At 63.9% G+C, this 16,251-nt stretch carries 18 protein-coding genes; 10 read left to right on the top strand and 8 right to left on the bottom strand.

Annotated elements, in window-relative coordinates:
• Positions 1-7 precede the first annotated feature (7 nt).
• Positions 8-397: a DUF930 domain-containing protein gene (locus AB4Z25_RS11025; protein ID WP_112517227.1), complete on the top strand. Its 390-nt coding sequence runs from the start codon at positions 8-10 to the stop codon at positions 395-397.
• 23 nt (positions 398-420) lie between these two features.
• On the opposite strand, the gene AB4Z25_RS11030 is transcribed toward AB4Z25_RS11025, so the two are convergent.
• A complete protein-coding gene (locus AB4Z25_RS11030; protein ID WP_112389858.1) occupies positions 421-864 on the bottom strand; it encodes an RrF2 family transcriptional regulator in 444 nt (147 codons plus the stop codon).
• Positions 865-1,037: 173 nt separating this feature from the next.
• On the opposite strand from AB4Z25_RS11030, the gene AB4Z25_RS11035 reads away from it, so the two are divergent.
• Complete coding sequence (locus tag AB4Z25_RS11035) at positions 1,038-2,009, top strand: alpha/beta fold hydrolase (RefSeq protein ID WP_442207986.1); 972 nt, start codon at positions 1,038-1,040, stop codon at positions 2,007-2,009.
• Between the two features lie 6 nt (positions 2,010-2,015).
• Here AB4Z25_RS11035 and AB4Z25_RS11040 read toward each other — a convergent pair whose 3' ends face one another.
• Complete coding sequence (locus AB4Z25_RS11040; RefSeq protein WP_112389859.1) at positions 2,016-2,426, bottom strand: universal stress protein; 411 nt, start codon at positions 2,424-2,426, stop codon at positions 2,016-2,018.
• A 280-nt stretch (positions 2,427-2,706) separates the two neighbouring features.
• On the opposite strand from AB4Z25_RS11040, the gene AB4Z25_RS11045 reads away from it, so the two are divergent.
• A complete protein-coding gene (locus AB4Z25_RS11045; protein WP_112517369.1) occupies positions 2,707-3,567 on the top strand; it encodes a VOC family protein in 861 nt (286 codons plus the stop codon).
• 18 nt (positions 3,568-3,585) lie between these two features.
• Here the strand turns inward: AB4Z25_RS11045 and AB4Z25_RS11050 are convergent, their stop codons facing one another.
• The gene (locus AB4Z25_RS11050; RefSeq protein WP_112517226.1) at positions 3,586-4,080 is read right to left on the bottom strand and encodes an HIT family protein; all 495 of its coding nucleotides are present in this window, start codon (positions 4,078-4,080) and stop codon (positions 3,586-3,588) included.
• Between the two features lie 146 nt (positions 4,081-4,226).
• Here AB4Z25_RS11050 and AB4Z25_RS11055 point away from each other — a divergent pair, with 146 nt between their 5' ends.
• Both AB4Z25_RS11055 and AB4Z25_RS11060 read left to right on the top strand, forming a co-directional pair.
• Positions 4,227-4,493, top strand: coding sequence for a DUF2277 domain-containing protein (locus tag AB4Z25_RS11055; RefSeq protein ID WP_112389860.1), 267 nt, complete (start codon positions 4,227-4,229; stop codon positions 4,491-4,493).
• Between the two features lie 123 nt (positions 4,494-4,616).
• Positions 4,617-5,957, top strand: a complete 1,341-nt coding sequence (locus AB4Z25_RS11060) for an NAD(P)/FAD-dependent oxidoreductase (RefSeq protein ID WP_112537321.1) — start codon at positions 4,617-4,619, stop codon at positions 5,955-5,957.
• 11 nt (positions 5,958-5,968) lie between these two features.
• Here AB4Z25_RS11060 and AB4Z25_RS11065 read toward each other — a convergent pair whose 3' ends face one another.
• Positions 5,969-6,898 (bottom strand): AraC family transcriptional regulator, encoded by a 930-nt coding sequence (locus tag AB4Z25_RS11065; RefSeq protein ID WP_112537368.1) that lies wholly within the window; start codon positions 6,896-6,898, stop codon positions 5,969-5,971.
• A 97-nt stretch (positions 6,899-6,995) separates the two neighbouring features.
• On the opposite strand from AB4Z25_RS11065, the gene AB4Z25_RS11070 reads away from it, so the two are divergent.
• The gene (locus tag AB4Z25_RS11070) at positions 6,996-7,991 is read left to right on the top strand and encodes an aldo/keto reductase (protein ID WP_112537323.1); all 996 of its coding nucleotides are present in this window, start codon (positions 6,996-6,998) and stop codon (positions 7,989-7,991) included.
• A 6-nt stretch (positions 7,992-7,997) separates the two neighbouring features.
• Here the strand turns inward: AB4Z25_RS11070 and AB4Z25_RS11075 are convergent, their stop codons facing one another.
• Positions 7,998-9,161, bottom strand: a complete 1,164-nt coding sequence (locus AB4Z25_RS11075; RefSeq protein ID WP_112537369.1) for an MFS transporter — start codon at positions 9,159-9,161, stop codon at positions 7,998-8,000.
• Between the two features lie 81 nt (positions 9,162-9,242).
• Here AB4Z25_RS11075 and pdxR point away from each other — a divergent pair, with 81 nt between their 5' ends.
• Positions 9,243-10,754, top strand: coding sequence for a MocR-like pyridoxine biosynthesis transcription factor PdxR (pdxR, locus tag AB4Z25_RS11080; RefSeq protein WP_162698662.1), 1,512 nt, complete (start codon positions 9,243-9,245; stop codon positions 10,752-10,754).
• Between the two features lie 121 nt (positions 10,755-10,875).
• On the top strand, positions 10,876-11,415 hold the full coding sequence (locus AB4Z25_RS11085) for an AAA family ATPase (protein ID WP_112537324.1): 540 nt from the start codon (positions 10,876-10,878) through the stop codon (positions 11,413-11,415).
• 5 nt (positions 11,416-11,420) lie between these two features.
• Here AB4Z25_RS11085 and AB4Z25_RS11090 read toward each other — a convergent pair whose 3' ends face one another.
• Together AB4Z25_RS11090 and AB4Z25_RS11095 are read right to left on the bottom strand one after the other, a co-directional pair.
• Complete coding sequence (locus AB4Z25_RS11090) at positions 11,421-12,182, bottom strand: alpha/beta hydrolase family protein (RefSeq protein ID WP_112537325.1); 762 nt, start codon at positions 12,180-12,182, stop codon at positions 11,421-11,423.
• A 26-nt stretch (positions 12,183-12,208) separates the two neighbouring features.
• Positions 12,209-12,637 carry a GNAT family N-acetyltransferase gene (locus tag AB4Z25_RS11095; protein ID WP_112537326.1) on the bottom strand — a complete coding sequence of 143 codons (429 nt, stop codon included), beginning with the start codon at positions 12,635-12,637 and terminating at the stop codon, positions 12,209-12,211.
• A gap of 207 nt (positions 12,638-12,844) precedes the next feature.
• On the opposite strand from AB4Z25_RS11095, the gene AB4Z25_RS11100 reads away from it, so the two are divergent.
• Positions 12,845-14,011 carry an AI-2E family transporter gene (locus AB4Z25_RS11100; protein ID WP_112389869.1) on the top strand — a complete coding sequence of 389 codons (1,167 nt, stop codon included), beginning with the start codon at positions 12,845-12,847 and terminating at the stop codon, positions 14,009-14,011.
• A gap of 13 nt (positions 14,012-14,024) precedes the next feature.
• Positions 14,025-15,317, top strand: coding sequence for an FAD-dependent oxidoreductase (locus AB4Z25_RS11105; RefSeq protein ID WP_112537328.1), 1,293 nt, complete (start codon positions 14,025-14,027; stop codon positions 15,315-15,317).
• 57 nt (positions 15,318-15,374) lie between these two features.
• On the opposite strand, the gene AB4Z25_RS11110 is transcribed toward AB4Z25_RS11105, so the two are convergent.
• Entirely contained in the window at positions 15,375-16,172 is a 798-nt protein-coding gene (locus AB4Z25_RS11110) for a polysaccharide deacetylase family protein (RefSeq protein ID WP_112537330.1), read from the bottom strand.
• Positions 16,173-16,251 lie beyond the last annotated feature (79 nt).

A 16,251-nucleotide genomic window follows, 5' to 3' on the forward strand; every position in this document is an offset into this window, starting at 1 on the left:
TTCCTACATGCCGAAATGCCTGGTCCTGTCCGTATCGCTTCTCAGCCTTGCCTCCTCCGCCTATGCCGTCGATCCCGCCATCAAGAAGCAGCTTGAGAAGCTCGATCCGGCGACCCGCCTCGAGCAGAGCTGCGATACCGAGGCGATGAGCCGCATCAACAAGGACAAGACCGGCTTCAACCCGGACAAGGTGATCGCCTACACCTTCAAGGATCCGGTTCCGAGCGACGATCGCCTGGTGGCACCTGGCGCCGTCTTCCGCAGCAAGGGCGTCTGGTACCATCTCTCCTATACCTGCATCACCGGCCCGCAGCACATCAACGTCCGCGAACTCCAGTACGAGATCGGCGAAAAGGTCCCGAAAGAGAGCTGGACGAAGTATTACCTCTACGATTGAGGCCTTTCGGCTTCATTGGTTGATCAGGCGAGCTTCGGCGGTACCTTGCCCTGATCGATGATCGCCATTTCGGCGATCTGCCGCAGCGTCGTCGCCGCATATCTCTCCAGAAGCTCTTTCTCGGCCGCTGCATGCGCCATCTGCAGCACGGAATTCGAGGCGCGCTCGACAGGGCAGGAGGGGTGATCGCGCGAGAGCGGCGCAGGCAGGATCGCGCCCTCGTTCAGCGCCCGCTGGATATCCAGCACCGTCACCTCGTCGAGTGACCTGACCAGCTTCCAGCCGCCGCCGCGCCCGCCTTCCGATTCCACGATCCCATGGTCGCGCAGCGCCCCCAGCGTCCGGCGCACGACGACCGGATTGGTGTTCAGCATCTGGCTGATCCGTTCCGACGTCTCCCGGCCGCCAAGCAGGCCCATATGCACCAGCACATGCAGCATCCGGGCAAGCCGGCCATCGGTCTTCATCGCGAGCCTTTCCGCAACAATTATTGTTACGCTATCTTGACGGTGCCGGTTATCTGTAACAGATATTGTTACGGATAAAAGGAGCACGCATGCTGCGCCGCCAGTTTCTACTCGCCGCACCGGCCTTGGTTATCTCAGTTTCCGGCGCCAAGGCAACAAATCAGGAGCCCATCATGAATGACACAGTCATCGACACCAGGACGATCAGCATGGGTATCCTCGAAGCGGGCTCCGGACCGCTCGTGCTGCTATGCCACGGATTTCCGGAAACCAAGCATGCCTGGCGCCATCAGGTCGCAGATCTGGCAAAGGCCGGATATCGCGCCGTGGCGCCAGATATACGCGGCTACGGCAAGACCGCGGCACCCGGCCACGCCGATCAGTATACCGTCTTCCACGCAGTCGGCGATCTGATCGCGCTGATGGATGCGCTCGGCGAAGAGACGGCGCTGATCGCCGGTCACGATCGGGGCGCGACGATTGCCTGGCAGGCGGCGCTGCTCCGCCCCGACAGGTTCAGGGCCGTCGTTGCCCTCAGCGTGCCGATGATGGGCCTGCCGCCGGTGCCGCCCTCGAAGATTTTTCCGGAGAATGACGAGGCGCTGTTTTACACGCTCTATTTCCAGCAGCCGGGTGTGGCGGATGCCGAATTCGACCGCGATCCCGCGCTGACACTGCGCAAGATCATCCATGCGGCAAGCGGCGAGGCGGGTCCGCGAAAGCCCGGCGACGGCACGCCCAATCCTTTTTCGATGGTCAGCCGCAAAACCGGCCTGCTCGCCGATCTGCGCGATCCCGCGGAACTTCCCGCCTGGCTGCCGCCCACAGACTTCGAAAGACTGGTCGCGGACTTCAAGGCATCAGGCTTTACCGGTGGCCTCAACTACTACCGCAATCTCGACCGCAATTGGGAACTGCAGCAGGCGAACGCCGGCCAGACCGTCACCATCCCCGCACTGTTCATGACCGGCGAACGCGACCCCGGCCTCGCCATTCCCGGCATGGACAAGATCATATCCGCCATGCCGGCGCTGGTGCCGCAACTGCGCGGCTCGCATATTATTCCCGGCGCCGGTCATTGGCTTCAGCAGGAGCGCCCGGCCGAAGTCTCGGAACGGATGATCGCCTTCCTGAAACAGCTCTGAACGCCCCTAGCGATCCACCAGCACCGAGCATTTTGCATGCCGCACCACGCGGTCTGCCGTCGCGCCGATGAAATAGTTGGAGAAATCGGGGATGTGCGAGGCGACGATGATCAGGTCGGCGCTGTGGGTTTCTGCCGCGGCGAGAATGCCGTTGGCGGGCGGCCCGCGGCCGATCTCGACGCTGGCCGGAATGCCGGTCTTCAGCCGCAGCGCTTCCAGCCGCGCCTTGCCGTCTTTGATGGCGTTCTCGACCAGCTCGACCGGTAGATCGATCGCCACATAGGTCGGGATGTCCTCGACGACATTGAGCAGGATGATCTCGCCGCCCTCGTCGAGCAACGTCGCAGCCTTGCGAAACGACTTCTCGCCGCGGTCGATGGCGCCGATTTCGATGGGAACCAGGATTTTCTTGTACATGTCTTTCGTCCTTATGAGATGCATCCAACCTATCGGAGGAAACATAAGGCGCTTTGACGCGGATCAAGCACCGCATCTCCAGCGTCAACAGATGCTGAACGATTTATCCGCAAGAACGCATCTTCTGCGAACAATCGGAATGCGCCATATAGAATGCAAGTACGGTGGCCGAGGGGACCATGAGATCATGAACCGGCGAACATTCCTCGAGCTTGCCACAGGCGGCGTTTTCGCCGCCACCGCCGGTGCAACTTCGCAACTGATGGCAGGAGACAGATCGATGACAACAGAGACTTCCTACGCGCTGACGCGCCCTGCCCATGTCGGCCATTCGCATCTGGTCGTGAAGGACCTAGCCGCCGTTTCCGGCTTCTACCAGTCGATGCTCGGCCTCAAGGTCATCGAAAAGACCGCCAGCGGCGAAGTGCTCGGCGTATCGGGCCTGCCGCTCCTGACACTGACGATGGACGGCAACGCGCAAACGGCGCCCCGCAACGCCGCCGGCCTGTTCCACACCGCTTTCCTGATGCCTGACCGCACCGAGCTTGCCCGCTGGCTGCGCCATGCCGCGCATAACAATGTCGTCCTCGAAGGCGCGTCCGACCACCTCGTCAGCGAGGCGATCTATCTTTCCGACCCCGAAGGCAACGGCATCGAAATCTATGCCGATCGCCCGCATGACGTCTGGAAATTCCACCAAGACGGCCAGGTGGAAATGGCGACCAACCGCCTCGACCTCCAGGCGCTCTATGAGAGCGCCCCTCAGGACACCTGGAACGGCATGGCAGACGGCACCGCGATCGGCCACATCCATCTGCAGGTCGGCAATATCCCGGAAGCCGACACATTCTACCGCGACGTTCTCGGCCTGAAGATCATGGCCCGCTATCCCGGCGCCAGCTTCTTCGCCACCGGCGGCTACCACCACCATGTTGCCGCCAACATCTGGAACAGCCGCGGCGCCGGCACCCGCAGCGCCAGCATGACCGGCCTGTCCGACTATTCGCTACATTTCAACGACAAGGCCGCGCTGGAAACAGCCAAGACCGCGCTGGAAAAGCTCGAGATCAAGACCGAAGCCCGCGACGGCGGCGTCTTCCTCAGGGATCCCTGGGGGATTGGTCTGACGCTGACGGCGTAAAGGCAGCACTTTCCAGTTTTAGAACTGAATGGCCTGACGCAGCATCGAAATCGATTCCGTAACAGACGGACCCTTGACGGGCGGTGGATCCGGCCGCTCGCAAAACTCTCGCCAGACAAAGAGCGTCAACTCTGCGCCGTCGGTCGGTGTCTCTCCCGGTCCATGGGAAAACCGCTCGAGCATGCGGTAGCGATCGTCCTTCCAGAACAGCTCCTCGACCCAGCGATAGATCGGGATTGCATGAAAATGGATCGGATAGCCGGGCGAATGCCCATAGCGGCCGATATAGACCCGCTCTGCGCCGAGAACATCGCTCAGAGCGTGCTGGACCTTCGCGAACACTGTGCCCATCGAAGCGAGCGCTTCGGCTGGTAAATCGGCCAGGCTGTTGGTGTCGGCGATCGAACTGATTATGACATAACCAGGCAGTGCCGAATTGATCCGATGGTTTACACGCCAGCCCGGCGTCTGGCCGATGAGATACTGCGGAGGTATGGAGTGCTCGCTCGTCATGCCTCAGCTTAGCAGTCGGTTTGACCACACCGAAAGCCCCAAGCTGTCCCGGCCCCGCGCCTGTTGCAATTGGCGCCCATGCGACTAGCTTTCCCAAAGCGCGTACACCTCTTTTCGTGGAGGCGAGCCAGAAAGGGAAGCAGTCCATGTGCCGGAACATCAAACCCCTGTTCAACTTCGACCCGCCGGCAACGGAGGCGGAAATCCATGATGCGGCGCTGCAGTTCGTGCGCAAGCTGAGCGGCACCAACAAGCCCTCGAAGCGCAACGAGGCCGCCTTCGATCACGCGGTCCTAGCGATCGCCAAATGTGCGGCGGAATTGCTGACGTCGCTTGAGACCTCGCAGCCGCCCCGTGACCGCGAGGAAGAGGCCGCCAAGGCAAAGGCGCGCTCGGCGCTACGGTTTGCCTGAGGAACTGCTGCTCTGGAAAGATCGTTCCAGGCGCTGCCTTGCTGCAGCATAACCATGCTTGAACACCTGCTAACGCAGCGCTAGGGATCGGTTGACATCCCTCATGCAGCAAGACCCTCCTTCATGTTTCCCTTTTCAGAAGCCGACCCGATCCGCCATGCGAGCCCCGTGCCTGAAAGCTCGGAGGTGGTGATCGTCGGCGGCGGGGTGATCGGCGTTTCGACGGCGCTTTTCCTCGCCGCGCGCAATATCCAGGTGACGCTTCTGGAAAAGGGGCGCATCGCCGGAGAGCAATCGTCGCGCAACTGGGGCTGGATCCGCAAGCAGGGGCGCGATGCCGACGAATTGCCCATCGTCATGGAAGCCTGCCGTCTCTGGCAGCAGCTGGCGGAAGAATGCGGCGAGGATATCGGCCTGAGGCAGGCGGGCGTCACCTATCTGGCCCGCACCGACAAGGACATGGCGAAGTTTGCGAAATTCACGCAGCTCGCCGCCACCCATGATCTCGATACCCGCCTTCTGGACGGCGCCGAGGTCGCGGCCAGGATCGGCGGCATGGCGCGCTCCTATGCCGGAGCGATGACGACGCCGTCGGACATGCGCGCCGAGCCCTGGCTTGCGGTGCCTGCGCTGGCGCGGCTCGCCGCCCGCAAGGGTGTCAGGATCATCGAGAATTGCGCGGTTCGGGCGCTCGATATCACTGCCGGCCGGGTCGCGGGCGTCTGGACCGAAGGCGGCAGGATCGCGACCACCAATGTGCTTGTGGCGGGCGGTGCCTGGTCGTCGCTGTTTCTTCGCAAGCACGGCGTCTCCATCCCCCAGCTCAGCGTCCGCGCCACGGTCGCCGCCACCGAACCCTTGCCGGAATTCCACGCTGGTGCCGCCATCGAAAAGGACATCGCCTTCCGCCGCAGGCAGGATGGCGGCTATACGCTGGCACCGGGCGGCAGCAATCTGCTGTTTGTCGGTCCCGACGCCTTCCGCAACGCCACCAAATATCTTCCGGCGCTGATCGATCATCCCTTCGGTACTCGCTATCTCCCGGCAGCACCCTCCGGTTTCCCCGACAGCTGGTCGACGCCGCGCGACTGGACGCCCGAGACCACCAGCCCGTTCGAGCGCATGCGCGTCCTCAACCCGGCGCCTGGCCAATCCGATCTCGCCTCGATCAAGCGCGGCTTCGAAAACCTGTTTCCGCAGCTTGGAGAATTGCGCCTGAAAACCACATGGGCAGGCATGATCGACGCCATGCCCGACGTCGTCCCGATCGTGGACCGCGTCGGCGCCATCGCCGGTCTCTTCGTCGCCACCGGCATGAGCGGCCACGGCTTCGGCATCGGCCCGGGCATTGGCCGCGTCATGTCGGATCTGATCCAGGGCAACGCGACGGGCCACAATCTCGACCGCTTCCGCCTGTCACGCTTCTCCGACGGCAGCCCGATAAGGCTTGGTCCGGCGATCTGAGGCGCCGTCAGCTACTCCGCCGCCACGGCCATCGCCCGCGTATCGTTCCGGTAAAACTTCGGCGCCCGGCCGGTCACCCGCTTGAAGGCGTTGGAGAAGGCGCTTTCGGAGGTGTAGCCGAGCGAGCGGGCAAGTGTTGCCACCTGCACGTCGTCTTCCCTGAGTGAGCGTTCGGCAAGGCGCATGCGCCATTCGGTGAGATAGGCAAGCGGGGCGATGCCGGCCACCTGTTTGAAATAGACGGCGAAGGTGGTGCGCGACATGGCTGCGGCTGCGGCAAGCTCTTCCAGCTGCCAGGCGCGGCCGGGCTCGGCATGCATCAGCCGCACCGCCGGGGCGATGCGGCGGTCGCTGACGGCGCGCAGCAGGCCCGAGGCCAGCGGGCCGCCGTCATCCAGATGAGCGCGGAGCAGCTGCACGAACATCAGCTGTGCCAGCTGCGCCGAGGCGACCGAGCCGCCCGGCAGATCGGCGGTCTGCTCCGAGACGATCTGCGCCACCACCCATTGCAGAACGGCTGCCTGCGGCGATCCGGCTTTGGCATGGATGAAGGGCGGCATGACATCGGTCAAAAGCGCGCCGCGTTCCGGATCGAGACCGGCATGGCCGCCGACGATCTCCACTTCCTTGACGTCGCCGATATGCTTGACCCGGCCGATATAGGTGGCAAACAGCGGCTTGGCCTCCACAGGCGTCAGCGAAAGATCGGTGCAGAGCACGAAGTCGCGGGTGGTGACAAGGAACGTGTCACCCGCTTCCAGCCGTACCGGCCCGGCGCCGCCTTCGACATCAAGCCAGCAGCTGCCCTTCAGCACCGCATAGAACTTGATCTGCTGCGGCCGGAACTGCAGCGACCACTCGCCGCCGATGGTGAAGCCGCCTGATATCACGGACTGGGCATTGGTGAGGGTGAGGAGGTCGGAAAAGGGATCGTGCGACATTTCCGAATTTTGGCGCATGTAATCGGAATTTACAAGTATTTGAAATTCGGCGCTCCGGGCGCAGTCTCCGGATGCAATCACGAATGGAGAATGCATCATGAGCCTCAAGACACGTAAACTCGGCACTCAGGGCCTCGAAGTCTCGGCGATCGGCCTCGGCTGCATGCCGATGAGCCAGTCCTATGGACCGGCCGATCAGGACGAGGCGATCCGCACGCTGCACCGCTCGATCGATCTCGGCTGCACCTTCTTCGACACCGCCGAAGTCTATGGTCCGCACACCAATGAAGACCTGCTCGGCCGCGCCTTCAAGGGCCGCCGCAGCGAGGTGACGATCGGCACCAAGTTCGGCTTCAAGATCGTCGAGGGCAAGCAGCGGGGCGCGGAAACCACCAGCCGTCCCGAAGACATCCGCAAGGCGGTCGAGGGATCGCTGAAGCGGCTGCAGACTGACTATATCGATCTCCTCTACCAGCACCGCGTCGACCGCAACGTGCCGATGGAAGATGTGGCAGGCACGGTCGGCGAGTTGGTGAAGGAAGGCAAGGTCAAGTATTTCGGCCTGTCGGAAGCCGGCATCGCCAATATCCGCAAGGCGCATGCGGTGTTCCCGGTTTCGGCGCTGCAGAGCGAATATTCGCTGTGGGAGCGCAATCTGGAGCCGGAGATCATTCCGGTTCTGCGCGAACTCGGCATCGGCCTCGTGCCCTTCTCGCCGCTTGGCCGCGGCTTCCTCACCGGCAAGGTGATGCGCGCCGAGGAATATCCGGAGAATGACCACCGCCGCAACGACCCGCGCTATCAGGGCGCCAACTTCGACGAGAACGTCAAGGCGGCCGAGATCGTCCATGCCGTCGCCCGCGATCACAATGCAACGCCCGGCCAGATCGCGCTTGCCTGGCTGCTGCATCAGGGCGACGACGTCGTGCCGATCCCCGGCACCAAGCGCCAGAGCTACCTGGAGGAAAATGTCGGCGCCGCCGCCATTGCCCTCAGCGCCGCCGACCTTGCAAGCCTCGACGCTGCTCTCGCACCGGAAAAGGTCTCCGGCGAGCGCTACGCCTCGTGGATCATGGCGACGGTCGATCGGTAAGCGCGCTTACGCGGCCTGAACCTTTCTGAGGCCGATGCTTGCTGCGATCGCCAGTTCGGCGATCGCAGCGGCGAGCAGGATGCCGAGGAAGACGTCGCGGCCGAGATGGACGAGCACCCAGCCGCCGATGACAGGGAAGCCGAAGATGCCGGTGAAATAGGACATGACGAACCAGGTGAGTGCCGCATGGCGGTAGCGCGGCTCGGTGTTGTTCACCGCCCAGGTCTGGATCACCGAATAGACAAGGCCATAGCCTATGCCGGTGAGGATGGCTGAAAGAATCTGGAAGGCTGGGTGGATGCCGGTGCCGAACATGGCGGCGACGCCGAGGCACATCGAGGTCAGCAGCGCCGTTGCAAGCTGCGCCTGTGGCAGCGCCGCCAGCAAGCGGGCAAGCAGCAGCCGGGCGGCAACGACGGTCACCGCATAGACGGCGAAGAAGGTTGCCGCATCGGCGGAGGTTCCTTCCACCAGCGACGACTGGAAGGTCAGCAGGCCGGAGAAGACGCATGCGCCGAGCGCCACCATCAGGATCGGCCGGACGGAAGCGCTGCGGCCGATCACGCCGATATTGCGCACCCAGGGGCGAAGTCCCGCCGTTCGCGGCCCGCCGGGCGCCATCGAGCCGAAGACCCAGAGCAGCATAGAAGCCGCAAGGCAGGCGGCACCCACCAGCATGAAGGTCGCCTCGACCGAGAGCCCCACCTGCCGCAGCATGAGATTGAGAATGACCGGGCCGCCACCGATGCCCGCCATCTGGAAGGCGCCGAAGCGGGTAAACCAGAAGCCGCGATCGGCATCGGTAACCCGCTCGGACAGCGCCATCGGCGCGCCGATATAAAACATTCCCCAGCCAAGCCCGATGAAGAAACCTGAGACCAGCGGCAGACCAAGGCCGCCGCCCGCCGCAAAGGCGAGCAGCAGGAAGCCGAAGGCGACGGAGCAGGTGGCGATAGCGCTCATCCGCGCGGCATCGATCCGCCCCGACAGCCAGCCGACCAGCGGCACGCCGGTAAAAGTGCCGGCCATCGCCGCACCCAGCGTCAGCCCGGTATCGACATCGCTGCCGCCATGGGCGCGGTAATAGGCCGAAAACAGGAAGGTGGCGCCATAGCCTGCCGCAGCAAGCATGGTGCCGGTGAAGAGAAAAGGGGCGGCGGAAGGGCGCATCGGCATGTCCGGACAGTTATTGAAAGTGGTCCGATAAAAAGGAATAATGGCAAACATATCCAGAGCCACTTCGAGTCCGCCATGCAAGCCACTTTGCCCCGCCAGACCAGCGCCCGCACACTCCGCCGCGAAAGTGCTGCGGCCGGTTTCTTGCCTGATATCGATACGTCCTCGCCGGTTCCGGCAGTCCGCCAGCTTTACCTGCAGCTGCGCGATGCCATCGTCGCGGGAACGCTGCAGCCGGACCACCGGCTGCCCTCGACGCGGACCGCATCCTTGGAATGGTCGCTGTCGCGCGGGCTGATCGCCGAGGCCTATGAGCTGCTGATCGCCGAAGGCTATGCGGAGGGACGGCATGGCTCGGGCACCTACGTCGCCTCCGGCCTGCCGCCGATGCCCTCAGGCAGCCGCAGCGCCCGCGAGATGGCCGACAACAGCGCCAGGCGCGGCATCTCCACCGCCGCGCGGCTGGCGATGCGCACCGATCTGGCACCGCCCGCCCAGGTCGCCTTCGCCACCGGCCGGGTGATCCACGACGCGCGCACCGCCGGTCTGCTGAAGCGGCTTGCCCATCGCCATATCGATTATGCCAGCGACCGCTACCGAGATCCGCAGGGCGAGCTCTCGCTGAGACAGGCAGTGTCGGCCCATCTCGCCGCCTCGCGCGGCGTGCGCTGCCATCCCGGCCAGATCTTCATCACATCAGGCACCCAGCAGGCGCTGGATTTCGCCATCCGCGTTCTCGTTTCCCCCGGCGAAACCGTGATGATCGAAGATCCCTGCTATCCGCCGGCACGGCTCGCTTTTCTGTTGAACGGTGCTGCGATATCCGGCCTGCCGGTCGATGGCGAAGGGCTGATCACCGAGAAACTGTCTCTCTACGATGGCCAGCCGCCGGCGGCGATCTACGTCACGCCGTCGCATCAATATCCCTCAGGCTCGGCCCTGCCGCTGGCGAGGCGTCTGGAATTGTTGGCCTTCGCCCAGGCCCGCGGCAGCTGGATCATCGAAGACGATTACGACAGCGAGTTCCGCTATGACGGCCACCCGATCGCCTCGCTGCAAGGGCTCGATGCGACGCGCCGGGTGATCTATGCCGGCACGTTCAGCAAGGCGCTGCTGCCGGGCTTCCGCGTCGGCTATCTGATCGTGCCGGACGATCTCGTCCCCGCCTTCCGGGCCGTCCGCCCGATCATCGACCGCTTCCCGGCGCCGCTCCACCAGCTGGTCGTCGCCGATTTCCTCAACGAGGGCTATTTTCCCGCCCATCTGCGCCGCCTGCGCGAAAGCCACCGCGCCGCCCGCGACAATCTCGCGTTCCTGCTGAAGGCGCGGCTCTCCGATCACCTGATCGCCCCGGTCCCCGAACAGGGCATCCACTTCACCGTCTCCAGCACCGGCACATGGCGCGATGACCGCGCGCTGGCCGAGGCCGCGCTCAAGGGTGGCGTGGTCGTCATCCCCGTTTCGCCGATGCACATCTCCGCCTCGCCGGAACCGCGGCTGCTGCTGGGCTTTTCGGGGCTGACGGCGGAGGAGGCGGATGTGGCAGTGGGGAGGCTGGGGAGGGTGTTGGAGACGGTGGCGGGGTAAAATTAGCAGCATTTCGCGGTGGCGGCCGGGCTCGACAGCGAGGCGTCAACTCTCTTTCGCGTTGACAAGGCACAGCGCTCCGGGCGACTGAAGAGCACCTCAAAGTTCAACCGGTGTTTTCATGCTGCCCTCGCATTCTCTTGGCGAGCGCATCGTTGTGCTCGGCCCCTCCAATGCGGGAAAGTCAACTCTGGCGGTTGCCCTGTCAGCAAAACTCGGCATCCCCGCCATTCACCTCGACCAGCTTCATCATCTACCGAACACCGATTGGCAGCCGCGCCCGGAGCCGGAATTCGCCGCGCTGCATGATGCGGCAATTCTTGGGGAGCGCTGGATCATGGAGGGCAATTATACGCGCCTCATGCCGCAGCGCTTTGCACGCGCCACCGGGGCCATCTTGATCACCTCGAACCACTGGCGCCGCTTCGCCCGCTACCTCAGGCGCACGCTTGTCAATCGCGCCGGGCGCGCTGGCCATCTTGAAGGCGCGAAGGACAGCCTCAAATGGGAAATGGTTCATTGGATTCTGGTCAAGACCCGCGATAGCGGCGCGCGATATTCAAGAATGCTCGAGACATCGAGCCTGCCGGTGATCGAATGCCGCACCGCCGGAGCGCTTAATGATCTTTACCGCCAGTGGGATCTGCCCCCGCGCCGCTAGGCCGCTCAGTGGTATGTCGCAGTGGCAGGGGCAAGTACGCTCGTCAGAAAATCCCGGAGAACGGGGGTCAGCTGTTCGAGGGGGATCTGATGCCCGCATTCGAACCGGTGCAGCGCCGCGGGCACCCGCGCCTGCGAAAGCGCGGCCGCGAACGTCTCGGCCTGCTCGATCGGCGCCCGGTCGTCGTATTGGCCATGCAGAAGCAATGTTTCAGCGCGAATCTCGTGTGCGTAATAAAGCGCGGAGCGCTCCAGGAACGCCTCGTCCGAAGTGCCAGCTTCCCGGATGATCGCCTGCTGCAGGCCCGGAGCGCTGTTTTGGTAGGCTTCTTTGAGATCGTAGACGCCGCCCGACAGGATGAGCGCCCTCAGGTCGGCCACCTGCGCTGCGACCATCGCAGACGCAACAGCGCCGCGGCTGTTGCCATAGAGGACGATGCGGGCCGGATCGACGGCCGGTTGCGCCTTGAGGAAGTCGAGGGCGGCGATAATCGCCCGCTGGGTCGCCGGTCCGCAGAAATCCGCCGGTCCTTCCGATGCGCCGAAGCCCGGCTGCGATACGGACGCCGCCGTCACGTTCAGGCGTGAGGAGAATCGCAGCAGCGTTCCGTTGTCGGCTGCCTCCTTGGCCCCCAGCAGCATTCCGCCCTGATTGCCGTGGACGAAAAGGATGGCTCCCATCGGCGCGCCACCCGTTCTTTCCGCCTGGAAAAGCTCGACGGAGGCGCCGTCGCCACGATCGATCACATGCCGCTCTACCGCCGCCATCCCTTCACCTGTCCCGCCAGATACGTTCAAAATTTCTTCTTCAGGAAATATCGCGCGATTGCGTTGCCGTCGCCTTCGAGTTCGCCGAATAGCGTATAGCCGAGCTTCTCGTAAAATGGCCGTGCCTGGAATTCGAACGTATCAAGCCACACACCGGCGTATCCGCGCGCCTTGGCGATGGCCTCGGCTTCGGCAAGAAGCTTGGTGCCGAGACCTCTGCCGCGATATTCTGCCGGGACCACAACCAGCTTGATGAACGCCCAACCGTAGTCTCCGACGCCGTAGAGACCGCCGCACACACCATTCGTCTCCGGGTCTCGCAATGCGACGGCAAAATCCGGATCTGCGTCGGCGATACCCGCCGCATCGATGTTGAAAGCATCCAGGGCAGCTTCGATAGCTTGCCGAATTTCGATCGGCGGGCTTGCGGCGATAATCTCGAGAATGGGCTCCATACGCGGTCCGTGGTGTCCATGGTTGATAGGCTGAGGCGTATTGGTCAGTTTCCGCACACAATGCCCTCGGCTCCCAGAAAATCAACCAGAAGTTTCCAAACGTGTCCGCTCAGCCACACCCGCGCACCCACCCTTCTCCCCCAAGGAACCGAATCCCCCAATCCGCGTTGTCGTCGCGAAGCGCTGGGCTTTCGGGGAACATGGGATATGGGCATCGCCAACGGCATCAAGAAGCATGCGAAGAAGATCGCCATCGGCGAGCGGCGCACCAGCGCCTGGGCCGAAAAACTTTCGGCCGCCACCGAAGAGATGCAGCAGGCGCCGGTGCGCCGCGTCGAGAAGGATGGTCTCGATGTCAGCATGGCCTGGGCGATCATCGGCATCTTCGGCATTCTCGGGCTTGCCGCCGTCTACCAGATGTCACTGATCCTGATCCCGCTGACGCTCGCCATCGTCGTCGGCATGATCTTGGGCATGCTCGCCGAAAAGCTGAGCAAGCTCGGCGTGCCCCGCATCACCAATGCGGTAATCCTGTCGAGCGCGGTGGCGCTTGTCATCTTCCTGGTTGCCAATGCACTGGCCGGGCCGGTCGGCACCCTGATGAACGAGGGGCCCGCCTTCGTCGAGAAGACGATCGACAGGCTGATGCCCTATCTCGAGAAAGTCCGCTGGCTGCATATCACGCCCGAGACCTTCCAGAGCGGCCCGATGTCGGCAGACAAGCTGCTCGAAAACACAGGAAACGTCCTGCATGTCGTCACCGCGAACCTGACGCCGGCGCTGGTGCAGGGGCTGATCTTCTTTGCCGCGCTACTGCTCTTCCTCGTCGGCCGCGTCAACCTGCGCAAGACGATCATCATGACCTTTCGCAGCCGGCCGCAGCGCCTTGCCGCCATCCGCGTCATCAGCTCGGTCGAGCAGGTGCTCGGCTTCTATTTCGCCACCGCCGCCATCATCTATGCCGGCCTCGGGGTGATCATGACGGTGATCGCCTGGGCGGGCGGGCTGTCGGTCCCCATCCTCTGGGGCTTCTTCGCCTTCCTCTCCAGCTTCATTCCCTATCTCGGCATCACCATGATGACCTTCGCCATCGCCGTTGCTGGTATCCTGACCCATGACAGCATGCTGTTCGCGCTGCTGCCGGCGGCCGCCTTCTTCATCGTCCACCTGTTGATGGAAAATCTGATCTTCCCTGCGGTGATGGGCCGCCGCCTCGAGATCAATCCCTTCGTCGTCTTCCTCGCCATCATCTTCTGGACCTGGATGTGGGGAGCTGTCGGCGCCATGCTGGCGCTGCCGCTGTCGCTGATCGTCATGACCATCGTCGATGAGCTGTTCATCGAAGAGCGCGTCACGCCGCAGCTGCCGAAGTGAAGGGGAGACGATGATGGCAAACGGCATCGAATTCGACCCTGCAAGCCAGGACGATCTGCGCAGCGGCCGCAGCCCGTGGGGCAGGGGCGGGCGCCGCCCGGCCTTTGAGCCGCTGACACAGAGTTTCAAAGCCGATGCGCTGGTCATCGGCGGCGGCATCACCGGCGCGCTGGCGGCCGAGCATCTGACGGCCCGCGGCCTGTCGGTCGTCGTCATCGACAAGGAAGAGCCTGGACTAGGCTCCACGGCGGCAAGTACCGCCATGCTGCAATGGGAAATCGACAGCACGCTTTCGGAACTCGAGCACTATTACGGTTTCGAGCGGGCGGCCCGCATGTATCGCCGCAGCGCGGCTGCCGTCTCCGGCCTTGCCAAGCTCGTCGCCACCCATGCGCTGCCCTGCCAGTTCCAGCCGCGGCAGACGCTGTTTCTGGCACAGAACCACGAGAGCGCCCGCGATCTTTACGAGGAGCGCCAGCTACGCCGCCGCGCCGGTCTTCCGGGCGTCTATCTGGAACATTGCGATCTCCTGACCCAGTTCGAACTCGACCGCGATGGGGCGATCCTGTCGCCGGGCTCCGCCGAGGCCGACCCGCTGCTGCTGGCCTGGAGCCTCCTCGATATCGCCATCGCCCGCGGCGCCATGCTGGTGAAGGGCACCGTGGAGCGGCTGCATAGCGAAGGCGGCAAGGTGACGGCCGAGCTCGACGGCCCCTTCGTCATCGAGGCCGATACCGCGGTGCTGGCGACGGGTTATACGATGCCTGGCATCGACATGCCGAAGCTGCATCGCAGCACCTCAAGCTTCGCGATCGCCACCGTGCCGCAGGATCCGGCAACCCTCTGGCGTGGAGAAACGCTGATCTGGGAGGATGCCGACCCCTATCTCTACATGCGCACCACGGCGGACCACCGCATCGTTGCCGGCGGCGAGGACGACGCCACCACCGATCCCGACCGGCGCGATGCCAAGCTCGCTGCAAAGGCGCAGGCGATCCGCGAGAAGATGAAGCGGCTCTGGCCGCAGGCCAATGCGGAAATCGCCACCGCCTGGTGCGGCACCTTCGGTGAGACCGCCGATGGCCTGCCGCTGATCGGCCCGGTGCCCCGCATGCCGAATGTCTACGCCGCCTACGGCTACGGCGGCAACGGCATCACCTTCTCCTTCCTCGCCGCCCAGATGGTCGGCGCCATGGTGGCGGGTATCCACCGCGACTGGTTCGACGACTACGCGCTCGACCGCGACGGGCCCGGATTCCGGGATGTCAGGGCTGGGGAGCGTGGGGTGGAGACGGTGCTGCGGTAGGAGCGGGCGTTGTGCTCGGGGCTTGCAGGTCTCAACGCCGTTGGAAGACCTCAACGACTAATTCGTCGTCTTGTCATCCCCAAGCCCCTCGGCATCCTCCAGCCGCACGAACTCCACGCCCTTCGCCTTCAAATCGACGATCGCCTTGGCGACCCCGGCACCGGCGGCATGCGTCGGCTGGTTGATATGCGAGATCACCACGTCGCCGTCCTTGGCGGAGCTGATCCGCTTTTCGGTAATCGCCGTTCCCAGTAGCGAGCCGCCGTCGCCATTTACCGAGTAGCCAGCGATCTTGTAGCCCATGGCGCGGATCTGGGCGATTGCGGAGAGATCGTATTTCGCCGTGGAGCCGCGGAACCAATGCGGCGCGGCAATGCCTGCTGCCAGCATCGCGTCGGCGCCACCCTGCACCTCCTGATGCACCGCTTCGGGAGATCCGGCCGCGGCAATGCCATAGATCAGCGCCGGTTTGTCGACGGCCGGAATATGATTCTGGCCGTGGTTCTCGAGTTCGAAGAGATCGGGGTTTTGCAGGAAGATCGAAAGCGCCTGCGGATTGTGCTTCAGCCAGCGTGCGGTGACGAAGATCGTCGCCGGAATGCGTTCGGAAACCAGCGTCGAGATGATCCGGTCATCCGCCTTGCCCATGCAGGCATCGAAGGTCAGCGCGATCCGCGGACGCCCGGGAACCCCTGAGCGCACCACATGCAGCTGCGGCTCGACAAGCTTCGGCCCCTTGGGTTTCGCCACCGGCGCGGCGGCGGCAGGTGCGGCGGGCAGAGCCGGAAGCTCGGCCGCAGAGGCAACGGAAAGGCAGGCTGCAAGCAGCGGAGCGGCGAGAAGAATGCGGATCATGGGAACTGTTTTCAACGATATCGATGAAGGAATTCTAAGCCTTTGGGCAGAAGGCGGCGATGCGGCCTCTTGCCGCTCG

This window comes from Rhizobium sp. RAF36 (genome assembly GCF_052114105.1).
Taxonomy (GTDB): domain Bacteria; phylum Pseudomonadota; class Alphaproteobacteria; order Rhizobiales; family Rhizobiaceae; genus Rhizobium.

Excerpts from the sequence above, each read along its gene's own strand:
- AB4Z25_RS11025 (WP_112517227.1), top strand. The coding sequence starts at position 8 with ATGCCGAAATGCCTGGTCCTGTCCGTATCGCTTCTCAGCCTTGCCTCC.
- AB4Z25_RS11030 (WP_112389858.1), bottom strand. The coding sequence starts at position 864 with ATGAAGACCGATGGCCGGCTTGCCCGGATGCTGCATGTGCTGGTGCAT.
- AB4Z25_RS11035 (WP_442207986.1), top strand. The coding sequence starts at position 1,038 with ATGAATGACACAGTCATCGACACCAGGACGATCAGCATGGGTATCCTC.
- AB4Z25_RS11040 (WP_112389859.1), bottom strand. The coding sequence starts at position 2,426 with ATGTACAAGAAAATCCTGGTTCCCATCGAAATCGGCGCCATCGACCGC.
- AB4Z25_RS11045 (WP_112517369.1), top strand. The coding sequence starts at position 2,707 with ATGACAACAGAGACTTCCTACGCGCTGACGCGCCCTGCCCATGTCGGC.
- AB4Z25_RS11050 (WP_112517226.1), bottom strand. The coding sequence starts at position 4,080 with ATGACGAGCGAGCACTCCATACCTCCGCAGTATCTCATCGGCCAGACG.
- AB4Z25_RS11055 (WP_112389860.1), top strand. The coding sequence starts at position 4,227 with ATGTGCCGGAACATCAAACCCCTGTTCAACTTCGACCCGCCGGCAACG.
- AB4Z25_RS11060 (WP_112537321.1), top strand. The coding sequence starts at position 4,617 with ATGTTTCCCTTTTCAGAAGCCGACCCGATCCGCCATGCGAGCCCCGTG.
- AB4Z25_RS11065 (WP_112537368.1), bottom strand. The coding sequence starts at position 6,898 with ATGTCGCACGATCCCTTTTCCGACCTCCTCACCCTCACCAATGCCCAG.
- AB4Z25_RS11070 (WP_112537323.1), top strand. The coding sequence starts at position 6,996 with ATGAGCCTCAAGACACGTAAACTCGGCACTCAGGGCCTCGAAGTCTCG.
- AB4Z25_RS11075 (WP_112537369.1), bottom strand. The coding sequence starts at position 9,161 with ATGCGCCCTTCCGCCGCCCCTTTTCTCTTCACCGGCACCATGCTTGCT.
- pdxR (WP_162698662.1), top strand. The coding sequence starts at position 9,243 with ATGCAAGCCACTTTGCCCCGCCAGACCAGCGCCCGCACACTCCGCCGC.
- AB4Z25_RS11085 (WP_112537324.1), top strand. The coding sequence starts at position 10,876 with ATGCTGCCCTCGCATTCTCTTGGCGAGCGCATCGTTGTGCTCGGCCCC.
- AB4Z25_RS11090 (WP_112537325.1), bottom strand. The coding sequence starts at position 12,182 with ATGGCGGCGGTAGAGCGGCATGTGATCGATCGTGGCGACGGCGCCTCC.
- AB4Z25_RS11095 (WP_112537326.1), bottom strand. The coding sequence starts at position 12,637 with ATGGAGCCCATTCTCGAGATTATCGCCGCAAGCCCGCCGATCGAAATT.
- AB4Z25_RS11100 (WP_112389869.1), top strand. The coding sequence starts at position 12,845 with ATGGGCATCGCCAACGGCATCAAGAAGCATGCGAAGAAGATCGCCATC.
- AB4Z25_RS11105 (WP_112537328.1), top strand. The coding sequence starts at position 14,025 with ATGGCAAACGGCATCGAATTCGACCCTGCAAGCCAGGACGATCTGCGC.
- AB4Z25_RS11110 (WP_112537330.1), bottom strand. The coding sequence starts at position 16,172 with ATGATCCGCATTCTTCTCGCCGCTCCGCTGCTTGCAGCCTGCCTTTCC.